At 40.4% G+C, this 24,787-nt stretch carries 29 protein-coding genes; 13 read left to right on the forward strand and 16 right to left on the reverse strand.

What is annotated here, in order from left to right; translation table 11 throughout:
• Nucleotides 1–19: 19 nt before the first annotated feature.
• On the reverse strand, nucleotides 20–1,285 hold the full coding sequence (locus ASE42_RS02685; protein ID WP_024423718.1) for an OFA family MFS transporter: 1,266 nt from the start codon (nucleotides 1,283–1,285) through the stop codon (nucleotides 20–22).
• Nucleotides 1,286–1,419: 134 nt separating this feature from the next.
• Here ASE42_RS02685 and fdhD point away from each other — a divergent pair, with 134 nt between their 5' ends.
• Both fdhD and moaA read left to right on the forward strand, forming a co-directional pair.
• A complete protein-coding gene (gene fdhD / locus ASE42_RS02690) occupies nucleotides 1,420–2,208 on the forward strand; it encodes a formate dehydrogenase accessory sulfurtransferase FdhD (protein ID WP_024423717.1) in 789 nt (262 codons plus the stop codon).
• Between the two features lie 10 nt (nucleotides 2,209–2,218).
• Nucleotides 2,219–3,226, forward strand: coding sequence for a GTP 3',8-cyclase MoaA (gene moaA / locus ASE42_RS02695; RefSeq protein ID WP_056765566.1), 1,008 nt, complete (start codon nucleotides 2,219–2,221; stop codon nucleotides 3,224–3,226).
• Between the two features lie 254 nt (nucleotides 3,227–3,480).
• Here the strand turns inward: moaA and rpsN are convergent, their stop codons facing one another.
• The 5 genes from rpsN to ASE42_RS02720 all read right to left on the reverse strand — a co-directional run bounded on the left by rpsN (nucleotide 3,481) and on the right by ASE42_RS02720 (nucleotide 6,437).
• Nucleotides 3,481–3,750, reverse strand: coding sequence for a 30S ribosomal protein S14 (rpsN, locus tag ASE42_RS02700; RefSeq protein WP_024426333.1), 270 nt, complete (start codon nucleotides 3,748–3,750; stop codon nucleotides 3,481–3,483).
• Nucleotides 3,751–3,766: 16 nt separating this feature from the next.
• Nucleotides 3,767–4,963, reverse strand: coding sequence for a GTP-binding protein (locus ASE42_RS02705; protein ID WP_056765572.1), 1,197 nt, complete (start codon nucleotides 4,961–4,963; stop codon nucleotides 3,767–3,769).
• 83 nt (nucleotides 4,964–5,046) lie between these two features.
• Nucleotides 5,047–5,196 carry a 50S ribosomal protein L33 gene (rpmG, locus tag ASE42_RS02710; protein ID WP_024423713.1) on the reverse strand — a complete coding sequence of 50 codons (150 nt, stop codon included), beginning with the start codon at nucleotides 5,194–5,196 and terminating at the stop codon, nucleotides 5,047–5,049.
• Nucleotides 5,197–5,340: 144 nt separating this feature from the next.
• Nucleotides 5,341–5,763 (reverse strand): DUF5362 family protein, encoded by a 423-nt coding sequence (locus tag ASE42_RS02715; protein WP_024426331.1) that lies wholly within the window; start codon nucleotides 5,761–5,763, stop codon nucleotides 5,341–5,343.
• A 164-nt stretch (nucleotides 5,764–5,927) separates the two neighbouring features.
• Nucleotides 5,928–6,437 (reverse strand): GNAT family N-acetyltransferase, encoded by a 510-nt coding sequence (locus ASE42_RS02720; RefSeq protein ID WP_056765574.1) that lies wholly within the window; start codon nucleotides 6,435–6,437, stop codon nucleotides 5,928–5,930.
• Between the two features lie 116 nt (nucleotides 6,438–6,553).
• On the opposite strand from ASE42_RS02720, the gene ASE42_RS02725 reads away from it, so the two are divergent.
• Nucleotides 6,554–7,450, forward strand: a complete 897-nt coding sequence (locus ASE42_RS02725) for a peptidoglycan DD-metalloendopeptidase family protein (protein ID WP_034281210.1) — start codon at nucleotides 6,554–6,556, stop codon at nucleotides 7,448–7,450.
• Between the two features lie 85 nt (nucleotides 7,451–7,535).
• On the opposite strand, the gene ASE42_RS02730 is transcribed toward ASE42_RS02725, so the two are convergent.
• The 5 genes from ASE42_RS02730 to ASE42_RS02750 form a co-directional block, all read right to left on the reverse strand.
• On the reverse strand, nucleotides 7,536–7,883 hold the full coding sequence (locus ASE42_RS02730; protein ID WP_024423704.1) for a P-II family nitrogen regulator: 348 nt from the start codon (nucleotides 7,881–7,883) through the stop codon (nucleotides 7,536–7,538).
• 18 nt (nucleotides 7,884–7,901) lie between these two features.
• The gene (locus ASE42_RS02735; protein ID WP_056765576.1) at nucleotides 7,902–9,110 is read right to left on the reverse strand and encodes an ammonium transporter; all 1,209 of its coding nucleotides are present in this window, start codon (nucleotides 9,108–9,110) and stop codon (nucleotides 7,902–7,904) included.
• Between the two features lie 192 nt (nucleotides 9,111–9,302).
• On the reverse strand, nucleotides 9,303–10,043 hold the full coding sequence (locus tag ASE42_RS02740; protein WP_034622553.1) for an amino acid ABC transporter ATP-binding protein: 741 nt from the start codon (nucleotides 10,041–10,043) through the stop codon (nucleotides 9,303–9,305).
• A 10-nt stretch (nucleotides 10,044–10,053) separates the two neighbouring features.
• A complete protein-coding gene (locus ASE42_RS02745; protein WP_080652918.1) occupies nucleotides 10,054–10,731 on the reverse strand; it encodes an amino acid ABC transporter permease in 678 nt (225 codons plus the stop codon).
• A 42-nt stretch (nucleotides 10,732–10,773) separates the two neighbouring features.
• Nucleotides 10,774–11,661: a transporter substrate-binding domain-containing protein gene (locus ASE42_RS02750; RefSeq protein ID WP_056765578.1), complete on the reverse strand. Its 888-nt coding sequence runs from the start codon at nucleotides 11,659–11,661 to the stop codon at nucleotides 10,774–10,776.
• 157 nt (nucleotides 11,662–11,818) lie between these two features.
• On the opposite strand from ASE42_RS02750, the gene ASE42_RS02755 reads away from it, so the two are divergent.
• Nucleotides 11,819–13,207, forward strand: a complete 1,389-nt coding sequence (locus tag ASE42_RS02755; RefSeq protein ID WP_056765580.1) for an MFS transporter — start codon at nucleotides 11,819–11,821, stop codon at nucleotides 13,205–13,207.
• 38 nt (nucleotides 13,208–13,245) lie between these two features.
• On the opposite strand, the gene ASE42_RS02760 is transcribed toward ASE42_RS02755, so the two are convergent.
• The 3 genes from ASE42_RS02760 to ASE42_RS02770 form a co-directional block, all read right to left on the reverse strand.
• Nucleotides 13,246–13,845, reverse strand: a complete 600-nt coding sequence (locus ASE42_RS02760) for an undecaprenyl-diphosphatase (protein ID WP_056765582.1) — start codon at nucleotides 13,843–13,845, stop codon at nucleotides 13,246–13,248.
• Between the two features lie 115 nt (nucleotides 13,846–13,960).
• The gene (locus ASE42_RS02765; protein WP_041108129.1) at nucleotides 13,961–15,148 is read right to left on the reverse strand and encodes an MFS transporter; all 1,188 of its coding nucleotides are present in this window, start codon (nucleotides 15,146–15,148) and stop codon (nucleotides 13,961–13,963) included.
• Nucleotides 15,149–15,163: 15 nt separating this feature from the next.
• Nucleotides 15,164–15,577, reverse strand: coding sequence for a MarR family winged helix-turn-helix transcriptional regulator (locus ASE42_RS02770; protein WP_024423697.1), 414 nt, complete (start codon nucleotides 15,575–15,577; stop codon nucleotides 15,164–15,166).
• A gap of 347 nt (nucleotides 15,578–15,924) precedes the next feature.
• Between ASE42_RS02770 and spoIIID the strand changes: the two genes are divergently transcribed.
• From spoIIID to ASE42_RS02790, 4 genes are all read left to right on the forward strand, one after another.
• Entirely contained in the window at nucleotides 15,925–16,203 is a 279-nt protein-coding gene (gene spoIIID, locus ASE42_RS02775) for a sporulation transcriptional regulator SpoIIID (RefSeq protein ID WP_008343327.1), read from the forward strand.
• Nucleotides 16,204–16,387: 184 nt separating this feature from the next.
• Entirely contained in the window at nucleotides 16,388–17,389 is a 1,002-nt protein-coding gene (gene mbl / locus ASE42_RS02780) for a cell shape-determining protein Mbl (protein WP_007497573.1), read from the forward strand.
• A gap of 124 nt (nucleotides 17,390–17,513) precedes the next feature.
• Nucleotides 17,514–18,353, forward strand: coding sequence for a flagellar hook-basal body protein (locus ASE42_RS02785; RefSeq protein ID WP_056765583.1), 840 nt, complete (start codon nucleotides 17,514–17,516; stop codon nucleotides 18,351–18,353).
• A gap of 30 nt (nucleotides 18,354–18,383) precedes the next feature.
• Nucleotides 18,384–19,202, forward strand: coding sequence for a flagellar hook-basal body protein (locus ASE42_RS02790; protein ID WP_034281197.1), 819 nt, complete (start codon nucleotides 18,384–18,386; stop codon nucleotides 19,200–19,202).
• 13 nt (nucleotides 19,203–19,215) lie between these two features.
• Here ASE42_RS02790 and ASE42_RS02795 read toward each other — a convergent pair whose 3' ends face one another.
• A complete protein-coding gene (locus ASE42_RS02795) occupies nucleotides 19,216–20,271 on the reverse strand; it encodes a tetratricopeptide repeat protein (protein ID WP_041108125.1) in 1,056 nt (351 codons plus the stop codon).
• A 219-nt stretch (nucleotides 20,272–20,490) separates the two neighbouring features.
• Between ASE42_RS02795 and fabZ the strand changes: the two genes are divergently transcribed.
• Entirely contained in the window at nucleotides 20,491–20,925 is a 435-nt protein-coding gene (gene fabZ, locus ASE42_RS02800) for a 3-hydroxyacyl-ACP dehydratase FabZ (protein ID WP_056765588.1), read from the forward strand.
• Between the two features lie 127 nt (nucleotides 20,926–21,052).
• Complete coding sequence (gene mscL / locus ASE42_RS02805) at nucleotides 21,053–21,448, forward strand: large conductance mechanosensitive channel protein MscL (RefSeq protein WP_024423693.1); 396 nt, start codon at nucleotides 21,053–21,055, stop codon at nucleotides 21,446–21,448.
• 221 nt (nucleotides 21,449–21,669) lie between these two features.
• Here the strand turns inward: mscL and ASE42_RS02810 are convergent, their stop codons facing one another.
• Entirely contained in the window at nucleotides 21,670–22,080 is a 411-nt protein-coding gene (locus tag ASE42_RS02810; RefSeq protein WP_024423692.1) for a YwpF-like family protein, read from the reverse strand.
• Nucleotides 22,081–22,197: 117 nt separating this feature from the next.
• On the opposite strand from ASE42_RS02810, the gene ASE42_RS02815 reads away from it, so the two are divergent.
• From ASE42_RS02815 to ASE42_RS02825, 3 genes are all read left to right on the forward strand, one after another.
• Nucleotides 22,198–22,557: a hypothetical protein gene (locus ASE42_RS02815; RefSeq protein ID WP_056765590.1), complete on the forward strand. Its 360-nt coding sequence runs from the start codon at nucleotides 22,198–22,200 to the stop codon at nucleotides 22,555–22,557.
• 403 nt (nucleotides 22,558–22,960) lie between these two features.
• Nucleotides 22,961–23,821: a Cof-type HAD-IIB family hydrolase gene (locus ASE42_RS02820; protein ID WP_216358930.1), complete on the forward strand. Its 861-nt coding sequence runs from the start codon at nucleotides 22,961–22,963 to the stop codon at nucleotides 23,819–23,821.
• Between the two features lie 153 nt (nucleotides 23,822–23,974).
• Nucleotides 23,975–24,763 carry a PAS domain-containing protein gene (locus tag ASE42_RS02825; protein WP_056765592.1) on the forward strand — a complete coding sequence of 263 codons (789 nt, stop codon included), beginning with the start codon at nucleotides 23,975–23,977 and terminating at the stop codon, nucleotides 24,761–24,763.
• The last annotated feature ends 24 nt before the right edge of the window (nucleotides 24,764–24,787 follow it).

A 24,787-nucleotide genomic window follows, 5' to 3' on the forward strand; every position in this document is an offset into this window, starting at 1 on the left:
TGATTCTGTCAAATTCAAATTAAGATCGGGCTGAGACAGAGGAAGCAGCAGATAGGTTTTTTTCTCTTAGCTGCTGAATATCCTTTCGAATGAGAAGTGATATGATAAAAGCAATGAAAAATAAGCCAGAGAACACCATAAGGCTTTGTGTGTAATTACCTGTTATATCTCGGATGAAGGATGAAAATAGTGGTCCTGCTAATCCCGCAGCGGCCCAAGCAGTCAAAATATAACCGTGTATGGCACCAAGCTGCTTTGTACCAAACAAATCCCCAATATAGGCTGGAATTGAAGCAAATCCTCCTCCATAGCACGTATAAATGATCGCCATAACGATTGAAAAGATGAGCGGTTCTTTTAAATAGGGGAGTAATGGAAAAGCAATGAGCTGGATACTGAAAAAAATCGTATACGTATTCGGTCTTCCTATATAATCTGAAAACGATGCCCAGCCAATGCGTCCTAAACCATTAAAAGCACCTAAAATGCCCACAAGAGTAGCTGCAGCACCTGCAGTGAACCCAACACTTTCTTGAGCAAGAGGTGACGCTACTGAAATAATAGCGATTCCGCATGTGATATTAATAAAAAGCATAAGCCACAAATAATAAAAACGTCTTGTTTTGATCGCTTCATTTGCTGTAAGCTGTGATAAATCTTGAGGGATTTTTCTTTTCTTTGTTTTGAATACGTCAAATTGTTTGACGTCATCAGGCGTTGGTGGTGATAAATAAAGAGATGAGATCACCATGATGATAAAATAGGAGATTCCAAGAATATAAAAAGTATTTGCGATATTCACTTTTTCAATGAGATATTGAATAATTGGGCTGCAAATAAGAGAAGCAAACCCAAACCCCATAATGGCTAAGCCGGTTGCAAGACCTCTTCGATCCGGAAACCATTTGACTAGAGTTGATACAGGTGCAATGTAGCCTACCCCTAAACCAATTCCAGCGAGTACACCATAAAATAAATAGAGGAGAGGCAGTGAGGACATGTGGACAGCGAATCCTGAACCAGTCATTCCGATGCCGAAGAAAATAGCTGAGAAGAGCCCCGATGCCCTTGGACCATACCTTTCAACGAAATGTCCCATAAAAGCAGCAGATAAACCTAAAAATAAAATAGCAATACTGAATGTGAGACTTATTTCTGTTAATGACCACTGAAAGGCTTCATGTAAAGGATTTGTAAAAACACTCCAAGCATAAACAGACCCAATAGATAAATGAATTCCTACAGCACTTGCTGCGATGAGCCAGCGATTTTTCGATTTGTTCATTTTGTTCCCCCCATATAAAGCAATCAAGAAGTTTGATAAGATAGAAATATGTTACATTTTTATGACTTTTTAAAATAATATCACAATTTGATTGGATCATATAACTAAATTTGCATTGAAAGGAAGATCATACAATGAATTCATCTGTTAAAAAGAAACGAGTCATACACCAATACCGTGAAGGCCAGTTTACCTGCAAAACTGATGAAATTGTAGAAGAATATCCTTTAACTGTGATGGTGAATGGAGAAGAATTTGTGACACTTGTTTGTTCCCCAGAGCACCTGAAAGAATTGGTTATCGGCTTTTTGGCTTCAGAAGGGGTCATTCGATTTGAAAATGAGATTAAAAGGTTTACAATAGATGAAAGTATGGGTTTTGCCTATGTTGATTTAGTTCACTCAAGTGGATTTGATTCATCAGATTTTACAAAACGAGTGATTGGTTCATGCTGCGGGAAAGGAAGACACTTTTATTTCCTTCAAGATGTGAAGACGGCAAAAACGGCCATTGATCGAATCAGTATTTCTGCTGATACCTGTATGCATCTCATGAAGTGTTTGCAAGAAGAAAGCCAATTATTTCAACATACTGGTGGAGTGCATAATGCTGGTCTGTGTGACACAGAGAAGCTATTCATCACTAGAACTGATATAGGAAGACATAATGCTTTAGATAAAATTTATGGATATTGTTTACTTCAGCGAATTCCACTTAGAGATAAAATCCTTGTTTTCAGCGGCCGGATATCGTCAGAAGTTCTATTGAAGGCAGCAAAACTAGGAGTGTCTATCGTCATTTCAAAATCAGCACCTACTGAGCTGGCGCTTAAAATGGCAGAAGAATTAAATATTACGACAGTTGGATTCGTCAGAGGGAAATCCTTTAACATTTACACGCACCCTCAGCGTATTACAGAATAGGAGGCAAAGTATGGTCAGTATTTTAGATAAAAGACATCGACCATTGCGCGATTTAAGAATATCAGTAACTGATCGTTGTAACTTTAGATGTACGTACTGTATGCCTGCTGAAATTTTTGGACCGGATTATCCTTTCTTGAAAAAAGAAGAACTGCTTAGTTTCGAAGAAATAGAACGACTTGCTACCCTTTTTGTAAAGAACCTAGGTGTGGTAAAAATACGCATCACGGGCGGAGAACCTTTAATGCGGAAGGATCTGCCTGTCTTAATAGAAAAGCTCGCAAACATTCCAGGGATTGAAGACATTGCGATGACAACCAATGGAACGCTTTTACCTTTATATGCTGATCAGTTGAAGAGAGCTGGTCTTAATAGAGTCACCATTAGTTTAGATTCATTAAATCCCGACCGTTTTAAGCAAATGAACGGAAGGCATATTTCTATCCAAAAAGTGTTTGATGGTATTGAGGCTGCAAAAAAGGCTGGACTTGCTATCAAGATTAATATGGTTGTTCAAAAAGGTGTGAATGATCAGGATGTCTTACCAATGGCAGGTTACTTCAAAAAAGAAGGACACGTTCTCAGATTTATTGAATTTATGGATGTCGGTAATACGAATAAATGGAATCTAGAACATGTCATGACAAAGAAAGAAATAATTGAATTAATTGATTCAACATATCCTATCAAACCAGAACCTCCTCAATATACAGGTGAAGTAGCCAAACGATTTTTTTACAAAGATGGTTCAGGAGAGATAGGCATTATTTCTTCCGTTTCAGATGCTTTTTGTGGAACATGTAACAGAGCAAGGCTGTCTGCACGGGGGGAATTATTTACATGTCTGTTTGCATCATCGGGTTTTGATCTGAAACAGATGATTCGTACGACAAAAGATAATGAAGAATTAACGAACAGGTTAAAGGAATTATGGTCGAATAGACATGACCAATATTCAGCCGAGAGAGAGCAGAAAAAAGATCAGAAAAAGGTTGAGATGTCATACATCGGTGGGTAATGACAATAAAGTATCATGATCATGTATTTTTGAAAAGAAGAGAAAATGTCATAATCGTGGTTGAAAATCCTTTTTTGAAAACAGGTCTTTTTATCTTATGAACTCAGTCACTATAAAAAACCAGCAGAATTTCTGCTGGTTTTTAAATTGCTATTTTGCACCTCAAAAAGATTGAGATAAGATTGGAAAATAGATTTTCCCTCATTGTGTGCGGCTTTACTTTTACGAGTGCTGTGATAAGATCAAATCATTCTTTACCAGCTCGATTTTTTCACTCCAGGGATATGACCCTTATAGGCAAGCTCACGAAAAGCAATCCTAGACATTTTGAATTTTCGTAAATAACCTCTGGGACGGCCCGTTAATTCACAGCGGTTTTTTAAGCGGGTAGGGGAAGAGTCTCTAGGTAATTTTCGTAAAGCTTCATAGTCACCTTTTTCTTTTAACTCTTTCCTTAATTCTGCATATTTCAATACAAGGTGCTGTCGTTTTTTTTCTTTAGCAATCTTAGATTTCTTTGCCAATTAAAACCCTCCTGGCCTAATTTTGTATTTTCCATTGAAAAGGGTCCTCAAATGTAGTCCAATCTTGATCAAATTCCTCAGGTGTGAGCAAGCATTGATCAAGAGTACGAATGATTTCTGCTTTAGGCAAATCTACACCGATAAACACAAGTTTTGTATGGCGATCACCAAACTCTGCGTCCCACTCATCTAGAAGCTCTGGTTCCTGATTTAATAACCGTGCTTTTTCTTGTTCAGGCAAAGCAGCAATCCAGTATGCAATTGGTTCAATCGCAACAGATTTCCCAGCTTGTGAAATTAAAATGGTTAAATCATGATGTGTGGCAAGCCAAGTAAAACCTTTCGCACGAACGATCTGCTCAGGCATTTGATCTAACCAAGCATTCAGTCTGCCGGTATGAAAAGGGAGTCTTCTTTCGTAAACAAAAGATGAAATTTGGTATTCCTCTGTTTCCGGTGTATGCTGACCATGTCCTGCGTTGATTTCTTTGATCCACCCAGCAGAGGCACTTGATTTTTCAAAGTCGAATAAACCAGTATTCAAAATGTCATCTGGCTGTACTATACCTTTTGAGGTTTTGATGATAGATGCTTCTGGTTGTAGTTTGTTCAGCACATGCTCAAGTCGATCTAATTCAGAGGGAGATACTAGATCACATTTATTGATAATAAGCACGTCACAAAATTCAATTTGATCAATGAGTAAATCGGAAATTTCTCGCTCGTCGTCATCGGAAACCGCTTCTTTACGATCTAATAAACTCTCTCCTGACTGGAAATCAGTCCAGAAACGATTTGCATCTACTACCGTGACCATCGTATCTAGACGGCAAAAGCGGGTCAAATCTATACCCATTTCTTCATCAATATAAGAAAACGTTTGAGCGACGGGAATTGGTTCACTAATTCCGGTTGATTCAATGACAATATAATCAATATTACCCGCTTTACAAAGGCGTTCTACTTCGATTAACAAGTCTTCTCTCAAAGTGCAGCAAATACAGCCGTTAGATAATTCAACGAGTTTCTCATCTGAACGAGAAAGCTCGCCGCCTTGTTTGACTAGTTCTGCATCAATATTAATTTCGCTCATGTCATTGACGATCACAGCCACTTTTAATCCTTTGCGATTTTGAAGAACATGATTTAATATCGTTGTTTTTCCTGCTCCTAAAAAGCCGCTTAATACTGTAACAGGTATACGCTTATTCATTTGTTTTTGTCCTTTTTGAAAACGATCATTTTGTTTTCCGCCTCACTTAAAAAGTAATCATTACGATTTATAATCTAAAAAATTTATTTTGTTTCTCTATGAAGGGTATATTTCTTTAATCGAGGAGAATATTTTTTTAACTCCAATCGGTCAGGATTCGTTCTTTTATTTTTTGTTGTGATGTAGTTTCTGTCACCTGTTTCAGTACAGGCCAACGTAATATTCACGCGCATAAGTAATAGGATCCTCCTTTAATTCGTAATAGTTACGATTTGTATTTTAAAATGATCAAGACTGAATGTCAAGCATAGGAGAATGATTCAAGTCAAATGATAAAAACAAAAGGGGTATCGAATGACTATTGATACCCCTCTCCATTAATAAAAGTCACCGAGTTCTTGTTCGTAATCACCTTCATACTGCTGGACATCATAAGGAATTTCTTGAAGGAAGGCTAACCCGCCTAGTATAAGTATCAAAACGATAGCAATGAATGAAAGAATAACTGCGGCAATACTTGAAATGGCAAACAGTGTTTGCATTTTCATCATCTTAGCGTACTGTTCTAATAATTCTTCGTAAGAAGTATCTGGAGCCTGAATCAAGTGTTCAGCTGCTTTTACAGATTTTTGTACATGAATTCCCATCATAATGAGGAAGACGCCAAGGGCTGCAGGAAGAACAAGCCAAAAACCAATAAGAATAGCCAGACCGCCTGAAATATAGAGAAAGATACTACCAACCTTTCCCCACTTTACGATTGAATGAAGAGATTGAATGATTTTCTCAGTTTGTTGCAATGGTGTTCACTCCTTTATGTATTCACTCTTTATCATACTTGAGTAAGTAGTGCTTTAGGAAGAGTGAATGTTGATTGATTATATTGTTTCTCTCTTTACTACACTTTTTACAGCTGTGACTTGCGTCATAAAAAAAGCGTCTCTTTTTCAGGAAGACGCTCGTTTTATAATTCTTTTCCTAGGATATCTAAATCGTATCTGCTGCCGTCCATTTCTGCGATGCGTGGCAGGTGGCCCCATGTCTCAAAGCCGTGCTTTTTAAATAGTCGAATGCTGGCTTCGTTGTGCCCGAAAATAAAGGCAAGTAACGTTCGAATGCCTAATGAGGGTGCTAAATCAATGGCTTCTTGCAAGAAAAGTGATCCTAAGCCTTTTCCTCGATAGTCTTGGTTTAAATAGATACTCATTTCAACGGTCCCGTTGTATGCAGGCCTTCCATAAAACGTTTCAAAGCTGAGCCAGCCGTATATATTTCCATCCTCATCTGTTTTCACATAGAGAGGCCTTTTCTCGGAATGATTCAAAAACCATTGCCGGCGGTCGTCGACAGAAACTGGTTCTGTATCAGCGGTCACTTCTCTTGAAGCAATGGTTGAATTGTAGATATCAACGATGGCTTTGAGGTCATCTTCTGTTGCTATACGGTTGAAAGTTTTCACAATTAAGTCCCCCATCTTTTTTTCATTTATCATACATATTATTGATGCGATTGCGCAAAATAAAAAGAAAAATGATTTCGTGTGTATATATTTTTTGAAAAGTGTTCAGAATGTTGCTGAGGTGATGAAAAATGAGAGAGGAAGAAAAGAAACGTACTTCCAAAATCACAAAAGTTCAGCAATTTTTCCGTAAGCGCTGGGTATTCCCTGCTATTTACTTGGTCAGCGCAGCGGTCGTGTTAACAGCCGTTCTTTGGTATCAAGCTGTATCAAAAGATGTGAAAGACCAACTATCTGATGGAAATCAAACAGGGCAAGAACAGCGCGATGATGCCGTTGAAGTTGGAAAGCCAATTGAAAATGTCGCAATGCCGGTCCAGAATTCTGATAATGTTTCTGTCGTGAAAAAGTTCTATGAAGCAGATGCTGACCAAAAAGAAAAAGAAGCAGCACTTGTAAACTATAATAACACCTATACCTTGAGCAAAGGTATTGATCTTGCAGATAAAGATGGCAAAGTGTTTGATGTCACAGCTGCTCTTAGTGGAACAGTGGTTCAAGCGAAAAAAGATCCAGTTCTTGGTCACGTTGTTGAAATTGAACATGAAGATGGATTATCGACTGTTTATCAATCGTTGTCACAAGTAAGTGTCAAAGAAGGCGATGAAGTCAAGCAGAATGATGTCATTGGTGCTTCTGGTAAAAATCTATATGGTGCTGAAAGCGGCAACCATGTGCATTTTGAAATTCGTATGGAAGGTTTAGCGCTTAATCCGCTTAGCTTCATTGACAAGCCTGTTTCTACAATTGAAAAAGCAGCGCAAGAAGTGACGGAACAAGCAAAAGAACCTGCTCAGCCAAAGACTGAGGAAAAAACGAAGGAACCTGCTGCTGAAGATAAAGCCAAAGAGCCAGCTGGAGAAAAATCTGAAGAAAAGTCTGACGAGAAGGGGAAATCCTCTGATCAAGAAAAGTCTTCTGATTCCTCTAAAGACAGCAGTCAGTCAGAAGAAACAAAACAATCTTAATGTCTTACAAGGTCCTCTGTGTATATGAATATGCAGAGGTTTTTTTCTGCTTAAAAAGATCCTCCGCCACTCGGCGGAGGATAAACTATAGGGCGGCAGGTCCTTCTTCACCTGTCCGAATGTTGATTGTATTCGCTACCTCATATATAAAAATTTTCCCATCCCCTGGTTCGCCTGTACGAAGTACCTTTTGAGCTGTTTCAACGACCTGTTCGACAGGTACTTTGCTTAGGACGATTTCGATCTTTAATCGTTCGTACACGTTGCTTTCTTTTTTGACGCCGCGGTATAGCTCTGTATGTCCCTTTTGTAAGCCGCAGCCGTGTACATTTGAAAAGGTAATCGAGGTGACACCAATCTTTCCAAGCTCCACCTTTAATGTTTCAAAATTAGCTGGACGTGTGACAATCTCCACTTTATACATTTTGCTCATAGAGACACCCCTTTTTCTTTAATCTTGATAAGCTTTTTCACCGTGCATGGTTAAATCAAGACCCACTGATTCTTCTTCTTCGGTTGCACGAATTTTGAAGAAGACATTGACCACTTTGATGATCACGTATGTCACAACGGCAACAAAAGCGTACGTGGCAACAATCGCGACCACTTGCTTCCAAAGTAAGCTGGGATCTCCGTAAAATAAGCCATTGGCTCCACCGTCGTTGACAGAAGTTGTGGCGAAAAGTCCTGTTGCAATTCCTCCCCAAGTACCGCCAATTCCGTGAAGGCCGAATGCATCTAGTGCGTCATCGTAGCCAAATTTGGCTTTGAGTGAAAAGACTCCCCAGAAACAGACGATCCCGCCAATGATTCCTATTATAATAGAAGCAAACGGTGTAACAAAGCCTGCGGCAGGTGTAATGGCGACAAGACCTGCGATGGCTCCAGAGATTGCGCCGAGCATGGTTGGTTTTTTGTTGATCATCCACTCTACTAACAGCCAGCCGATGATTCCTGCAGCAGCAGCTGTATTGGTGTTAATAAAGGCAAACATGGCCACGCTGTCTAATGTAAGAGCACTACCCACGTTAAAACCAAACCAGCCAAACCAGATGACAGCTCCGCCAAGAAGGGTGTAGATCAAGTTATGCGGAGAAGAGCTTGCCGCTTCTTTGCGCTTCCCGAGCACAATCGCCACGACAAGACCCGCAACACCGGATGAGATGTGAACCACGTTTCCGCCTGCGAAGTCAAGCGCACCCATCTCGCCAATCCAACCGCCGCCCCATACCCAGTGTGCGACTGGAGCATATACAAATGTGACCCAAAGAAGTGTAAATACAACGACTGCTGAGTAGCGAATCCTTTCAGCAAAGGCCCCTGAGATGATGGCTGTTGTTAAGACGGCAAAGGTCATTTGAAACATCATGAACAATGAATGTGGAATGGTCTCACTATAGGAACCAGGCTCAAAGCCTACGCCTTTCAGGCCCACCCAGTCTAATCCTCCGATCCATGCATTGCCTGGTGCAAAAGCGAAGGAATAACCGAATACGATCCATACGATTGAAACGATCGCTAGTGACGTTAAGCTGTGCATGGTTGTGCTTAACACGTTTTTACTTCTTACGAGCCCTCCGTAGAATAAAGCTAAACCCGGTGTCATTAACCACACGAGTAGTGCGCAGAAGAACATAAATACTGTATCACCCATTTGCATGCTGCATTCCCCCGAATCATTCAGAATTATTGTTTTCTTAATTCTTCATTATAGAGAGAAAAGTCATATATAACATATACATGTAAGTTTATCTGACATGGTTTTTTGGTTAAGATCAATATAAATGGATGAAAAGTTCGTAAAAAATGAGCAAAAACGTAAGTTAAGCACTAAAAATGAAGGGCGTTTGACCTATAAAATGGAGCTTAGAAACAGTTTTGTACGTTCCTCCCTAGGAGAATCAAACAATTCCGAAGGGACACCTTCTTCGACGATGCGGCCTTCGTGCATGTAGACGACACGATCGGCAACTTCTTTCGCAAAGCCCATTTCATGTGTGACGATGACCATGGTCATGCCTTCTTTTGCGAGGCTTTTCATCGTTTGCAGCACCTCGCCTACAAGCTCTGGATCAAGGGCAGACGTAGGTTCGTCAAATAACATGACATCAGGCTTCATGGCGAGGGATCTGGCTATGGCTACACGCTGTTTTTGGCCGCCTGATAGTTTAGAAGGATAAACGTTGGCTTTATCCGCAAGTCCGACTTTTTCTAGCAAGGCGCTGGCTTCAGCGATGGCTTGCGCTTTCTTTGTTTTTTTTACCATAACAGGCGCTTCGATGATATTTTCAAGCACAGTTTTGTGCGGGAAAAGATTAAAATGCTGAAACACCATCCCTATTTTTTGTCTCATTTCGTTTAATTGATCGCGCTTTGGATGAACAGGACTGCCATCGATGATGATGTCTCCATCATTTTTTATTTCTAAAAAGTTCATACAGCGGAGCAAGGTGCTTTTTCCAGAACCGCTTGCGCCAATTAAGACGACCACATCATTTTCATAAACAGTGAGATCGATATCTTTTAAAACATGAAGCTCTCCAAAGTATTTATTGAGTTTTTCAACACGAATGATTTCCTTTGATTCTGTCATGCTTCTCCTCCTATTGGTCACTGGCTGATAGTTTCTTTTCAAAGGTTTGGACAGCGAATGTTAACAGCAGGACAAGAACTAAGTAATAGACGGCTACAACAAGTAAATACGTCATATTATCAAAACTGTTGGAGCCTTGCGTGGTGGCGACATTAAATAGTTCATTGACACTGATAAAGGCGGCGAGTGATGAGTCTTTTAAGCCGATAATGAACTGGTTGCCAAGAGGGGGAAGAGCACGCCGCATCGCTTGAGGGAGAATGATGCGTCTCATTGTTAAAAAACGACCCATGCCAAGAGATCGTCCTGCCTCTTTTTGCCCCTGATCGATGGATTGGATGGCGCCTCTGAATATTTCGGCTATATAGGCGCCATTATGAAAGGCAAGCGCAATGGAAGCAGCCCAGAAGTCGGGTATATTCAATTCTGTGAGGCCAAAATATAGGATGAAAATTTGAACAATCAGTGGTGTTCCGCGTACAAGAAAGATATAAGCATTGGCGATATAACCGAAAACGGCTATGCGGGATATTTTCAATAAAGCAAAGAAAAGCCCGATGAACATACCGATGAAGATGCTGATCACCGTCAGCTGTAAGGTGATCAGCATTCCTTCTAAGAAAATACCTCTTGAATCAATCAGTGTCTGAAAAAAGTGTGATAGGGTAGGCAAAACAATCATCTCCATTTGAAGAAAGTGCGCCTATAATAAGGGCGCACAATCGTGGTTTTAATCTTGTTTGACCGTGATGTCTTCATCAAAGTACTTTTCGCTAATTTGTTTTAATGTTCCGTCTTTTTTTAGTGCGTCAATCGCATCGTTGATCTCTTCTATGAGCTGTTCATTTTCTTTTGATACAGCAATTGCCTGCTCACTTTGTCCGAGTCTTTCCTGCGCTGTGATGTTCAATTTTTTCTTCATCGCTTCTGCACCTGTGGCGAAGTCTGTCACGACTGCATCGTGTTTTCCGTTGGCCAGAGCTTCTAAGGCGACGACATCACTATCATAATATTTTGGTTCTTGCCCGCTATGTTCCTTAGCAATATCAGCGTAGGACGATCCTTTTGATACAGCAATTTCTTTGTCTTTTAAGTCATCAGCATGCTGAATGTCTGATCCGGGTCTTGTGAAAATTTGCGGACCAGAGTAGTAATAGGGCTTAGAAAAAAGGACGTGTTTTTTTCGTTCCTCATTGATGGTATGACTTGCAACTGCCGCATCAAATTTACCTGCTTTCACGCCTTCGACGATGCCTGCGAATTTATATTTTTTCTGTATAGGTTCGAGACCTAGTTTGTCACTAATCGCATTGCCTACGTCAATATCAAAGCCGGACATCTGATTTCCATCCATGTAACTAAACGGATGAAATTCACCTGATGCTGCAAAAATAAATTTTCCATCCTCCAAAATTGGCGACCCTTTCGCTGTAGAATTACGTTTATCTCCGTTCCCATTTGTTTCATTTGAACCACACGAAGACAGAAGTAATACTGCAACCGAGAAAAGGGCTGGGACCCAAAACCGTCTTTTTTTAATAATAAGCTTCTCCTCCTTTTCAGCCGTTCTCCATATAAGGAGAAAGTAGGCTTTTAAATATGTGTAGCATCTTACCATTTGTTCCTCATATTCTCAATTTTATATGTGTTATTCCAACAATCGTCCTTTTTAGAATGTATGTCTTGCTTTTCTAAGAGAGAACTTGAATTGATTAGGGTAAAAAAGGGAAATGAATCTCATAATAACGAAAGGGTTGCAAAAAGGAGGTCAGTGTATGAACAAGTGGAGAGACAATCGAAAAGTTTTTTTAACCGCTATTGCCTTTGGAACGATGTTGAATCCGCTGAATTCATCAATGATTTCTTTGGCCTTGCATCAAATACAGCATGAATTCGGTTTGTCGTTTACGACCGTATCTTGGCTTATCTCTTCTTTTTATTTAGCCAGTGCAGTAACACAGCCAGTGAGCGGCCGGATTGGGGATCATGTGATGAGCCGGAGAACCTTATTTTTATTCGGTCTGGTTCTTGTCGCACTCTCAGCCATTTGCGCACCGTTTGCCCCAACGTTTGCGGTGCTGATTGTGATCCGTTTGTTACAGGCGATTGGAAGCAGTGCCATTTATCCTTCTGGGGTCGGACTCATTCGGGATCATATTCAAGAAAGACAGGCTTCGGCGTTAGCGGTATTATCCATTTTTGCTTCAGCGATGACGACGCTTGGACCGACGCTTGGCGGATTTCTGATGACCATTGGCGGCTGGCCGGCTATCTTCCTAGTGAATCTGCCGTTTATTTTGATTAGTTTCTTTCTCGGTCTATTGTTGTTTCCGAAGGAGCAGAAGAAGAGAAAGCTGCGCATAGGCGAAACTGTGCGAACACTCGATTTACCAGGGATGCTTCTTTTTACCGTCTGCATTGTTCTCCTGCTTTCATTTTTATTATCACTGGGTGATGGCATTCAATATGTTCAAGGCATTCTTTGTCTCCTGAGTGCAGGCGCTTTTATCTGGTGGGAGTATCAGGTGGATGAACCGTTTATTCAAATACGGATGTTCAGAGAAGAGCAGCGGCTGTCACTTGTGTATGTGCAATTTATCATTTTAAATATCTTTTTCTATTGTCTCTTTTTTGGTTTGCCGAGTTATTTTCAGGATGAGTTAGGCTGGCGTGTGGAGATGACGGGTCTTTTTATGCTGTGTATGTCAGGGGTGAGCATTATTGTGTCGCCGCTGACAGGAAAGTGGGTGGATCGCGGGGATGAACGCCATCCAGTTTTAGCGAGTGCAGTATTGATGCTGGCTGGAGCGTCTGCCATGACTTTCTTTTTTATTCCTGCGCCATTATGGGGGAAAGGATTGGTTATGGCGCTGCTTGGGCTCAGTTATGGGATTGGGAATGTCGCGCTTCAAGCTGCGATGCTCAAGGCAAGTCCTCAGCAAATGATTGGCACATCCTCTGGACTTTTTCAAACATGCCGCTACCTTGGTTCTATTCTGTCGTCTGCTGTGCTTGGTATGCTGTTTGGGGATGAAATTGCTGGTGCTCATTTTGCACAATTAGGCTGGACATTGATCATCATTTCTCTTATTGGCATTGGCGTCAGTCTTTATTTTTCAAGTATGGTTAGAGGGAGACAGCCAATAAAAAAAGCGGCGCGATAAGTGAGAGAAGAATCTTCATCACGTTATCGCAAGGCCGCTTAAGAGTTGGACAGGTCTGAGCCCTGATCCTTTGTCTTCCTTCTGAAAATTTTCCCTACAATTGTCTCGTAAAATGTTACGATGCGATCAATTGGAGAGTCAAAGAACTTCCATAATTTATTCATGATAAAGACAACCACAATCGATACGACCAAGCTGCCTAAAACATCAAATGGATAATGATGACCGACCCAGATGCGGGAGAATCCTGTAAGTAATCCAAAGACGAGCAAGATGTTGCCGAGCTTTTTATTACGGGATCGAATGGCTAGTGAAAGAGCCAATGCACCTGTTGTATGGTCACTTGGGAAGGAAGCGTCTGCTGAGTGCGGGATGAGTGTGTCGACTTTATGCGCCACAAACGGCCGCTCTTCATAATGAAACAATGTAATGGCAAAGTTGACGATAAGTGCTACAATGCCTGTTACACCGGAAAAGAAGACATGCTTCTTAAATTTGTGATTCCCTAAAAACCAGCAAATCAATAAGACAAGGGCGTACACAAGAATGGCCTTTTTCGTAATAAAGATCATGGCCTGATCTAAAAACTCAGAATGGTGAGCCATCCCGTGTATGACTTTAAACAATTCGTAATTCAAAACATCACCTATACTTTCGCTTAATGCCAACTATTTTTCAAAAAAAGCCGGTATGCTCTATTTGAAATATCCTATATTTTAGCATGTTTCCGGCGAAGTTTAAAATAGTATCCTTTTATTCTGAAAGGGAGACCTTTTGTGCATTTGCTTCCTGGGGTTTTCGTTCGCTCCAATAAAAAACGCCCATACTCAGTAAGACCACAATACCCGCAATGAGGTACACATTTGAAAAGTCTGTGAAACTGACAAGGAGTCCAAAGACAAATGAGCCGGCAGCAATACCTGTATCATACAGGGTGAAGAAAGTAGCCGTGGCATATCCCGTACGATGAGCTGGTGAGTGCTGAATCGCAAGTGTTTGTAAACATGGCACGAGCGATCCGTAGCCAAGTCCAATCACAGCGCCTGATAGAAGAAGCATTGTAGCGGAATGTGTCGCTGTCAGCATCCATAAACCAATGGCAAAAAGGGCAATCGAAGGATAGATCACAACGTGAGCTCCAACCCGGTCAAAAAGTCTGCCTGTAAATGGACGTGATCCAAGCATTGCAGCCGCAAACACAATAAAGAAATAACTGCTTGCACCCATCAAATGAAGTGAATTGGCATAAACTGAAATAAATGAAATAATCGGCGAATAACAGAAGGAAATAATAATGCCGACGGCCGCTGTTTTTAATGCGCCTTTTTCAAACAGATGCGAAAACGTGAATCGGAAGACAATGCTTCCACCGTTTTCAGGCTCTGGCTGTCTAATCAGCATCGTAAAAGCAGCTCCGATCGTCACGATAATGGAAAAGAGAAGAAATAAGGAATGAAATCCTATTTTTCCTACTTGATTCAGTGCGATAAACGGACCGATGACGACAGCGAGGTTCATAGACATCACAAAGTATCCGAGTCCTTCCCCGCGTTTATGTTTCGGGATCATATCAGCCGCAATGGCACTGGCAACTGTCGTCAAAATACTAAAAAAGATCCCTTGTACAAAACGCAGCACAAGGAGCGTTTGGAATTGATCAATCGGAATGTATAAATAAGTGAGTAAGGCAAAGGCTGTAGAAGAGAAAATCGCCATCCGTTTTTTGCCGAATTTCTCAATAATGGCGCCAGAAAACGGTCTTGTCACAATAGCAGATAATAAGAAGACCGTCACAAGGAGACCTCCCTGTGATTCTGTTCCATTTAGTTCATCCATTGTGTAAATGGGCAGTAATGTCAAAAGGGCATAAAAAGAGGTGAACGTAAATAAATTCACCAGGACAATCATGATAAAATCTTTTGTCCATATGCGTTCGTTCATGATGTATGTCACTTCCTATTCAGTAGATAATTTGTGTAAAAGTGTATGGAGGAGTTGTTTTTCTTCGTAGGTAAAATCTGAAAGACATTCTTCTTCAAATTGTTCCATCGTGCGTTTGATTTCTTCAAATCGGGCTTTTGCATCATCTGTCATCACGATCAGATTCTCACGTTTGTCTTTGCCTTGTACACGTTTCACCCAGCCGTTTGCTTCTAAACGGGTGACGGTTCTGGTGATGGTCGGTGCTTCGACGTTCAAATATGTCCAGATGTCTTTTTGGGTTTTTGGGCCGAATGTATCCAAACAAAAAAGCACAGTCCACTGGGACATGTACAAGTCATAAGCGGCAAGCGCTTCGTTCGCCTTTTTAGACAGCAGCCGTGCGCCTTGATGTATTTGATGTAAACACTCTCTATTTAACGTATCCATATGCTCACCTTTTTTAAATATTTAGCTAGGTAAATAAATTCACCTTTTCTATTTTACGTGCTGAACCCTTTCTTGTAAAGTGGAAATTTTCGCGCCCCGAAATGATTTTTTGTTTTGCCTTTTCTGATAAATCCCTTGTCCCATCTTCATTTTTAGCATATTCCCTATTCAATGCTAATACACTGTTACAAACCTGACAAAGAGAGTGTTTGAGGTGAGGGATCGTGTTTGGCATTTACTACCTAATGGATGAGAAATTACGACGAACAAGCGCCGCTGAAAATGGATAATCTTCATACGGATCTCATTTCACACTTCTCACATCCATTTTAGGGAGGTCGAGTGGTGTGCACGATTACATCAAAGAGCGAACAATCAAGATAGGAAAGTATATCGTGGAGACAAAGAAAACCGTTCGTGTTATTGCGAAAGAATTTGGAGTCTCTAAAAGTACTGTACACAAGGATCTAACAGAAAGACTGCCAGAAATTAATCCAGATCTGGCTAATGAAGTAAAGGAGATACTGGATTATCATAAATCAATCCGCCACTTGCGAGGAGGAGAAGCCACCAAGTTAAAGTATAAAAAAGAAGAAATTTTAGAAGGCGAGCCTGTGAAACAGTAAGCTTAGTTCTTTGTTCATAAACATGATATATATATCTTCCTCATATCGGTAGTTTCTAACCACAAATTTTGTAAAGACTTTTGTAAAGAAATATCTTTTTTTCTGCAAATTATGATAGAATATATAATTAGGGCAGAATGTGGTATTTGCTATGGAAACAGATTTTCAAGGAGGATATATATAGATGTTTGCTAGGGATATTGGAATTGATCTTGGTACTGCAAATGTACTGATTCATGTCAAAGGAAAAGGAATTGTGTTAAATGAACCATCTGTGGTAGCTCTTGACAAAAACAGCGGGAAAGTTTTGGCTGTTGGAGAAGAGGCTAGACGAATGGTTGGACGTACGCCTGGGAATATTGTTGCGATTCGTCCATTAAAAGACGGCGTAATCGCTGATTTTGAAGTAACTGAAGCGATGCTCAAGCATTTTATTAACAAATTAAATGTGAAAGGGCTGTTCTCTAAGCCGCGTATGCTCATCTGCTGCCCGACAAATATTACATCTGTTGAGCAGAAGGCGATCAAAGAAGCTGCTGAAAAAAGCGGTGGTAAGCATGTATTTCTTGAAGAAGAGCCAAAAGTAGCAGCGATTGGTGCTGGTATGGATATTTTTCAGCCAAGTGGAAACATGGTCGTAGATATTGGAGGCGGAACGACAGATATCGCTGTCATCTCAATGGGTGACATTGTAACCGCCTCTTCTATTAAAATGGCTGGAGACAAATTTGATCTGGAAATTCTAAACTACATTAAAAAAGAGTACAAGCTGTTGATCGGTGAGCGCACGGCTGAGGATATTAAGATCCAAGTTGCAACGGTATTCCCAGACGCACGTCACGAAGAGATTTCGATTCGTGGACGAGACATGGTGACAGGATTACCAAGAACGATTACCGTCACAAGCAAAGAAGTAGAAGAAGCATTGCGTGAATCTGTATCTGCGATTGTTCAGGCTGCGAAACAAGTTCTTGAAAGAACACCGCCTGAATTATCAGCTGATATTATCGATCGCGGCGTCATCATTACAGGTGGCGGAGCTCTTCTAAACGGGCTTGATCAATTGCTTGCAGAAGAGCTGAAAGTACCAGTTTTCGTTGCTGAAAATCCAATGGACTGTGTAGCAGTTGGTACGGGTGTGATGCTTGATAATATGGACAAGCTGCCAAAGCGTAAACTCAGCTAATGATTTCCCTCATTCTTTTTAGAAAGAATGGGGGATTTTTATTAAAGAACCCTGCTAATCAGCCGATATATTTCATAGAAGATTGTGTTTAGGTCATGTGAAAGAATTTGAATGAGGTGAGCACGTGTTAAAAGGACTATACACCGCAACATCTGCCATGATCGCTCAAGAGCGGCGGACAGAAATGCTTTCAAATAATATCGCAAATGCGAATACCCCAGGCTATAAAGCGGATGAAGGGGCAATGCGTGCATTTCCAGAAATGCTGCTGAGCCGAATGGAATCAGGACGTTTCCAAACATCTTCAGGCAAAGGCTTTAGTGTTCCACTGCAATCGCCGATTGGCGGAATCAATACTGGGACATATATGCAGGAATTAATCCCTCAATTTACACAGGGAACTTTAAAAACAACAGATCAAACAACAGATTTAGCACTAGTTGAAAATAATGTGCCGATCAATCCGGAGACCAATCAGAAATCGGCGCTATTTTATGCGGTCAACACACCAGAAGGCGTTCGTTATACGAAAAGCAGCTCCATTACATTGAACGCACAAAATCAGCTGACGATTAATGGACGCGCTCTTCTTTCCGTGACAGGTCAGCCGATTACGGTTCAGAGTGAGAATTTCAAAGTGAATGCAGATGGTACTGTGTCTGAAAATGGCCAAAATCTTGGTCAAATCGATGTACGTGTTGCGATGGATACAAGAAACCTAGCGCGTGAAGGAAATGATTTATACCGTACAGCTGATAACCAGCCACTGCCAAGTGCAGTCAATAACGGTCAAATGTCCTATACGTTAAGCCAAGGCGTATCGGAGCTGTCGAACGTGGATGTGACGAAATCATATACAGATATGACAACGGCCTACCGAGCATTTGAAACAAATCAAAAAGTGGTTCAGGCGTATGATAAAAGCTTAGAAAAAGCAGTGAATGAAATTGGCAGAGTGTACTAATCAAGAAATGAAAAAGAAAGGAGGATAATTATGCTTAGAACGATGATAAACGCAGCTGTATCAATGAATGAAGTGCAAAAGCAGCTTGACATCATCAGCAACAACATCGCGAACAGTGAAACAACAGGGTACCGCGCGAAAAACACCCGTTTCTCAGAGCTGATCAGACAGCAGTTTAATCAGGTAGATGAAAAAAATGAGCAGGTGGCAAACAGTCGTCTGACACCTGCTGGGTTAAGGCTTGGAACGGGGACAATGGTCAATGCGTCCATTAACTCGCTGCAAGGCTCGATTAAAGAAACAGGACGTGATCTTGATGTTGCCTTCGGAGCGCCGTCGCAGTATTTGCAGGTCAACGCCGGCGGTAATATCCGTTATACAAGAGATGGTTCACTTTACTTGCAGCCGGGCAATAACCGTAACCAAGTGCAGCTTGTCACGAGCGAAGGCTATCCGATTCTTGATGAAAACGGAAATGCAATCGTCTTAAATGCGAATTTCCGTGATATTTCAATCGATAAAAATGGACGGCTTACGGCGATTTCAAGAGATAATCAACCGAATCAGCAAGTGAATCTAGGCGTTGTACAAGTCAATAATTCGTCAGCACTTGTCTCTGAAGGAGATAATTTGTTCTCGGTCGACGGAACCTATCAAGGCGCATTAACTGCACTAAATGGAGCAAACCGAGAGGCGATTCAGCTTCAGCAAGGTGCACTGGAAACGTCAAATGTGGACATGTCGAAAGAATTAACAGACCTCATGACAACACAGCGTTCCTATCAGATGAATTCAAGAACGATTACGATGGGCGATCAAATGCTGGGATTAATTAATACAATTCGATAATCAGAGGCTGGTATCAGCCTCTCATGATAAAAAAGGCGGCTCGCTCAAAGTCGCCCTTTTTTTTATAAAAATCTGAGACATCAGCAAGCAGATCCTCAAGATCAATCCAGGCTTCTTTTCGTTCAAGACATGTGACGAGAGTGGCGATCTGCTCATCTGCCTTTGGCGTTTGGCTGTAGAGAAGAGATAAGATTTGAAACTTCATTCTTAATATATCAAACTGGGAAGCAACGGCTTCTTTCAGTCCTTTTTGAATATATTTCATCCCTTCATCGGTTAAATTTTCTTTAAAACAGGAACGCACAGTTTCGTATAGGCACGATACATAGGAGTGTGCTGACTTTCGGTATGCTGGAAGACGAAGCGCTTTTTTGAAGTATTCCAGCGCTTCCTTATGACGGTTTTGTCTTGACTGAATAAAGCCAGCATCATAATAAACGATACCGAGCAGCTCTTGATCATCAATCTTTTTCACATAATCAATAATTTCAATGAAAATATCTTCCGCTTCCTTATATTTTTTTTGGTCGCTATAGTTAAGAGCGAGCACAATTTTACACCGATAGATGCTATGGATATCTCCGTGCTTTGCAAAAATATCCATGGCTTTTTGAATATGACGAATCGATAACAACGAGTAACGGTTGTTATAATAAACACCGCTTGTACGGAAATGGAACTCTGCTTCCTCCAGCTCATCGTTAAGTAATGGCAGTCGTTCCTCTGCCTTTTCGAGATAATGAATCGCATCATTTTGATCACTTTTTAAAGATTCATATAATCCGAGAAAGAAATAAAAATAATATTGCAGTTCTTCGTTCATATCATCTTTGTGGGGCAGCAGTTCATGTTTGAGTTTTTCTAAGTCCTCTGTCTGATTCATCCAGAGCTGATGACGGAAAAGCATCAGCTGATAATGGAAATAGAGTTCCTGTTTTTTTGATAATTTGCGTTTATATTTTAGCAGTGTTTTTTTGATTTCTTCAGCCTTCGAAAAATGTCGATGCTTTAGCATTGTATACCAGGAATGGAGAAGTTTTTTTATGGATTTATCGCTCATAAAATTCATTTTTACCCTCTTATTCAATCAATGATGTAATATATATTACCATATTTGTGAAAAAACAATGAGTGTAGTGTGGATTATATTTGATGACAATTGGTAATGATAGATTCTATTTTTTACCATATGCATAAGGCGAATATTGAAAAATGCCAGCATTCATAATATACTTCTATAGGAATCAAATGAAGATCAGCGATATAGAAAAGAAGGAGAGATCAAGATATGCTTGATGCTCAGCAAATTCAAGACATTATTCCACACCGTTATCCATTTTTATTGGTTGACCGTATTTTAGAGGTTGAGGGAGAAAAAAGAGCGGTTGGAATTAAAAATGTCACAGTGAATGAAGAATTTTTTAATGGCCATTTCCCTGGTTACCCAGTCATGCCAGGTGTGCTTATAGTAGAAGCACTCGCACAGGTTTTTGGTGTGATTATGTTAGGCAAGGAAGAAAACAAAGGAAAGATTGGTTTGTTTGCAGGGATTGACGGATGCCGCTTCAAAAGACAGGTCAAGCCTGGTGACCAGCTTCGTTTAGAGGTTGAAGTGACGCGCCTCCGCGGGCCGGTTGCAAAAGGAAAAGCAGTAGCGACAGTAGATGGCGAAATTGCATGTGAAGCAGAACTGACATTTTCTATCGGTCCTAAAGTATCATGATTTTCCTGGCGGTTCATTAAGCATGAATCGCTTTTTTATTTAGGAACGTTCAGTTAGAACGGATAAGGACTTGCAATTTTGACAAAAAAACGTCATATTAGACAAAAAAAGATGAAGGTGATAAAGGATGCTGAAAGAGTTTAGAGAGTTTGCCGTCAAGGGCAATGTCATTGACTTGGCTGTAGGTGTCATCATTGGGGGAGCATTTGGCAAAATTGTCACTTCTCTTGTGAATGATTTAATTATGCCGCTTGTCGGTATTATTATTGGAGGGCATGATTTTAGCGGTTTATCCATTAAAATCGGAGCTGCTCAAATTTTATATGGGAACTTTATTCAAACAGTGGTTGATTTCTTAATTATCTCGTTTTCCATTTTTATCTTTATTCGTTATTTGAATAAGTTAAAACGGAAAAAGGTTGAGGAAGAAGAGGTTGTGGAAACGCCGGATCAAACGGAAGTTTTGCTAACTGAAATCAGAGATTTATTGAAAAATCAAAGCCAGTCTAAAGATGTGCAATAGAAAAAGAGCGGCTGATCCCGTCTCAGTGCGCGGACAAACCTTCGCATTCGGTGTCAGGTCTGCGCTCCGGTACTCACGAATGTTAAATTCGCTACGTTCCAGTGCTCGCCCTTCCTAGACTTCAAAGGTTTTCAAACACGCTGAAAAGAAGACAAAGGGCTAAAATCAAGTTCATTTTAGCCCTTTGTCAACAATCTAAGAGCGGCTGATCCCGCTCTTTTTTATGTGTTTTGTTTAAAAGCATCCAGTAGTTTTTCTCCTGACAGCCCCTCTTTGACGAGGTCTTTTAATACTTCTTCAGTTTCTGTTCTGTAACGATTTGTAATCATTTTACCATCGAGTAACACAGAAATGTTTTCTTCTAAGGCAACGATGTTTTTGACTTGGACAGATAGATGAACAGGGCGGTTGTTTTCTTTAGTGATCGTTACAAGAATCTTCACTTCTGTGTGCTGCTGAAAGAGTACCTCAAACACCTGTCTATGTTTCTTTGGAATGAGTGCCTCGATCATCCAGTGATTTTCACCGTCTTCTTTATTAATGATTAAACCGTCACGAAGGGGAATACTGGACATTTTATCTTGCTGTGGATCAAGTTCAATTTTTAAATCAATCAGCCTAAAGGTTTTCATATTTATCACCTCACAAGCGTTCATTATTCGTAAGTATTATTATAGCATACAACATCTGTATAAATGAAACCGCTGCCTGCTTAGAACTAGCTGCACATGAGTGAAAGGAGATGTTTTATGGAGTCCTATCAATTGAGAAACATTCATATTGGCGACGACAAGGCAAAGAGTGATATACGTGTTTATTCGTGGGGAGACATTCTTTCATTTTGTGATGTGTATATGGAAGAAGGAGAGTCACTCACGTTTCAATATGTCACCGAGGATCAAATGGACTGTTTTGAGTTTCAGCTGTCGGTTCATGATGGCCGGCTTTGTTTTTATTGGTTTGCGTGGGACGGATCTGATTATATTCACATGCCTTCTAGTAATTGGATTCATTCAGATATTTTTTATCAATTTATGAAAAATAAGTATTTCATCAAACAAAACAAGATGATGTTTTATACGCAAGCGGTAAAAAACAGAAATGAATGAGGATATAGAGAATTTGAAGGCCTATTTTGCTATTTTCCTGTTTTGTCACATACGGCCTTTCTCCGTAGACTAGGGGTAGCTGAAAGGAAAGGAGGCAAGTCACGAATCAAAAGGTAACGTCTATCATCTGACAGCCCCCCTCTAGCTAAAGCTGATAGATGCTGCCTTGTTCATATGAACACTGCGTAATATAGAACCAATGCTTCTTTGTATAGGTCGTGTGTCCCCTTGTGAATCCCCTTTGTGTGTATCCGGTCATATTTGCGTGGCCGGATACCCTTTTATTCACTGTTTAACCGATCAGCTCTTGCAAATAGTGGATACTCATTTCATAATGATGATGGATTTTGTTAACGGTATGTCGGTTGAAAATAGAGACAAAAAGGAGAGAACGATGACAAACATTCAATTAATCGCAACGGATTTAGATGGAACTTTATTGAACAGTGAACACAAAGTGAGTCAGGAAAACGAGCAGGCATTAAAGGAAGCAGCTGCGAATGGAATTGAGGTTGTCGTGTCAACAGGGAGAGCTTATTTTGATGTAAGGTCTATTTTTGACCAGCTTGGTATGAATACATGGGTGATTAGTGCCAATGGAGCTGTAATTCATGATCCAACTGGACTAGTGTACCATTCAGCTGCTTTACAAGAAGAAAAGGCTAAACACATACTGTCATGGCTTGAAGAACGTGATTATTATTATGAAGTCTTTACAAACGAAGCCATTTTCACGCCAAATCGCGGCAGAGAGCTTCTTGCGATTGAAATGGACCGTTTAAAAAGTGCCAATCCAGAAACGGATCAAAATGTCTTAAAACAAGCGGCAGAAGTTCAATACAGCCAGTCGGGTTTTTCTTATATTGATACATATAAAGAATTGTTTCGTGAGGATCGAAAGCTTTCATTTTACAATATCTTAGGTTTTTCTTTTTTTCAAGACAGATTGAAAGCCGGATGGGATATGTTTGGTGATGATTCAGATGTAACATTGGTCAGTTCGGCTGATCATAACTTTGAAATTGGTTCAAAGGACGCGTCTAAAGGGCAGGCATTAACAAGGCTGGCAGAAAGACTAGGTATTCCTTTAAGTAGGGCAGCGGCTGTAGGAGACAGTTTAAATGATGAATCAATGCTTCGAGCTGCTGGTGTTGGGGTTGCAATGGGGAATGCGAGACAGGATATAAAAGAAATCGCTGATCACGTGACGTTATCTAATGATGAACACGGTGTCGCGCATATGATCCGGCACCTTTTGAAATAGATGAATCAGATGTCGTGGTATAAATCACATAGGATGAAGCGCATTCTACAAAAGAGGAATTCAGAACCACTTCTATTTACACATGATGTGGAACATCATATAATTTAATTATGAATATAACCCGCTTGTAAGGAAAATAAGGAGAGTAAACGAATGGCGCTGGAATCTTATAAGTCCGAAAATCTGCATTTAATCAAGGAAGCCTTGGACTATACTCAGGTTGGCCTGACGGTGACGGACCCGTCTTTACCTGATAATCCTTTAATATATGTGAACAAGGGCTTTTTAGATATGACAGGCTATCAAGAAACTGAAGTATTGGGGAGGAATTGTCGTTTCCTTCAGGGAGATGAAACTGAACAAATCGCTCTCAAGCAAATTAGAACAGCCATTGAGAACAAAGAGGCTGTCACGGTTCAGCTGAAAAATTATAAAAAAACTGGACAAATGTTTTGGAACGAGTTAAGTGTCGCTCCTCTTTGGATTGACGAAAAGGAAGGAAAACGTCTTTATTTTGTTGGTCTGCAAAAGGATGTCACGAAAGAGAAGGAACAGCAGGAGCTTCTTGAGCAATCAATTGATGAAGTGCTGAATATTTCTGTTCCAATCGTTCCGGTGAAAGATGGTATCTCTGTGTTACCGATCATTGGTACGTTAACAGCGCCAAGATTTGATAAGATCATTTCAACGGTCTCCACCTATATCTCTCAGTCCAAGGATGATTATTTTATTGTCGATCTGTCCGGATTATTAGAAGTGGATTCATTTGTGGCAGATGCGATCTTTAAGCTGAACGATTTGATTTTAATGACGGGTACTGAACTCATTGTGACAGGAATTAAACCGAATCTTGCAATGAAGATGGGAGAAATGAGAGAGGACTTCCGTGAATTAAATACGTATATGAATGTGAAATCTGCATTGAAAAAACTGAACATTTAGCTTACGTTTATATCAAATAAAAAA

Source organism: Bacillus sp. Root920, assembly GCF_001429445.1.
GTDB lineage: Bacteria > Bacillota > Bacilli > Bacillales > Bacillaceae > Bacillus > Bacillus safensis.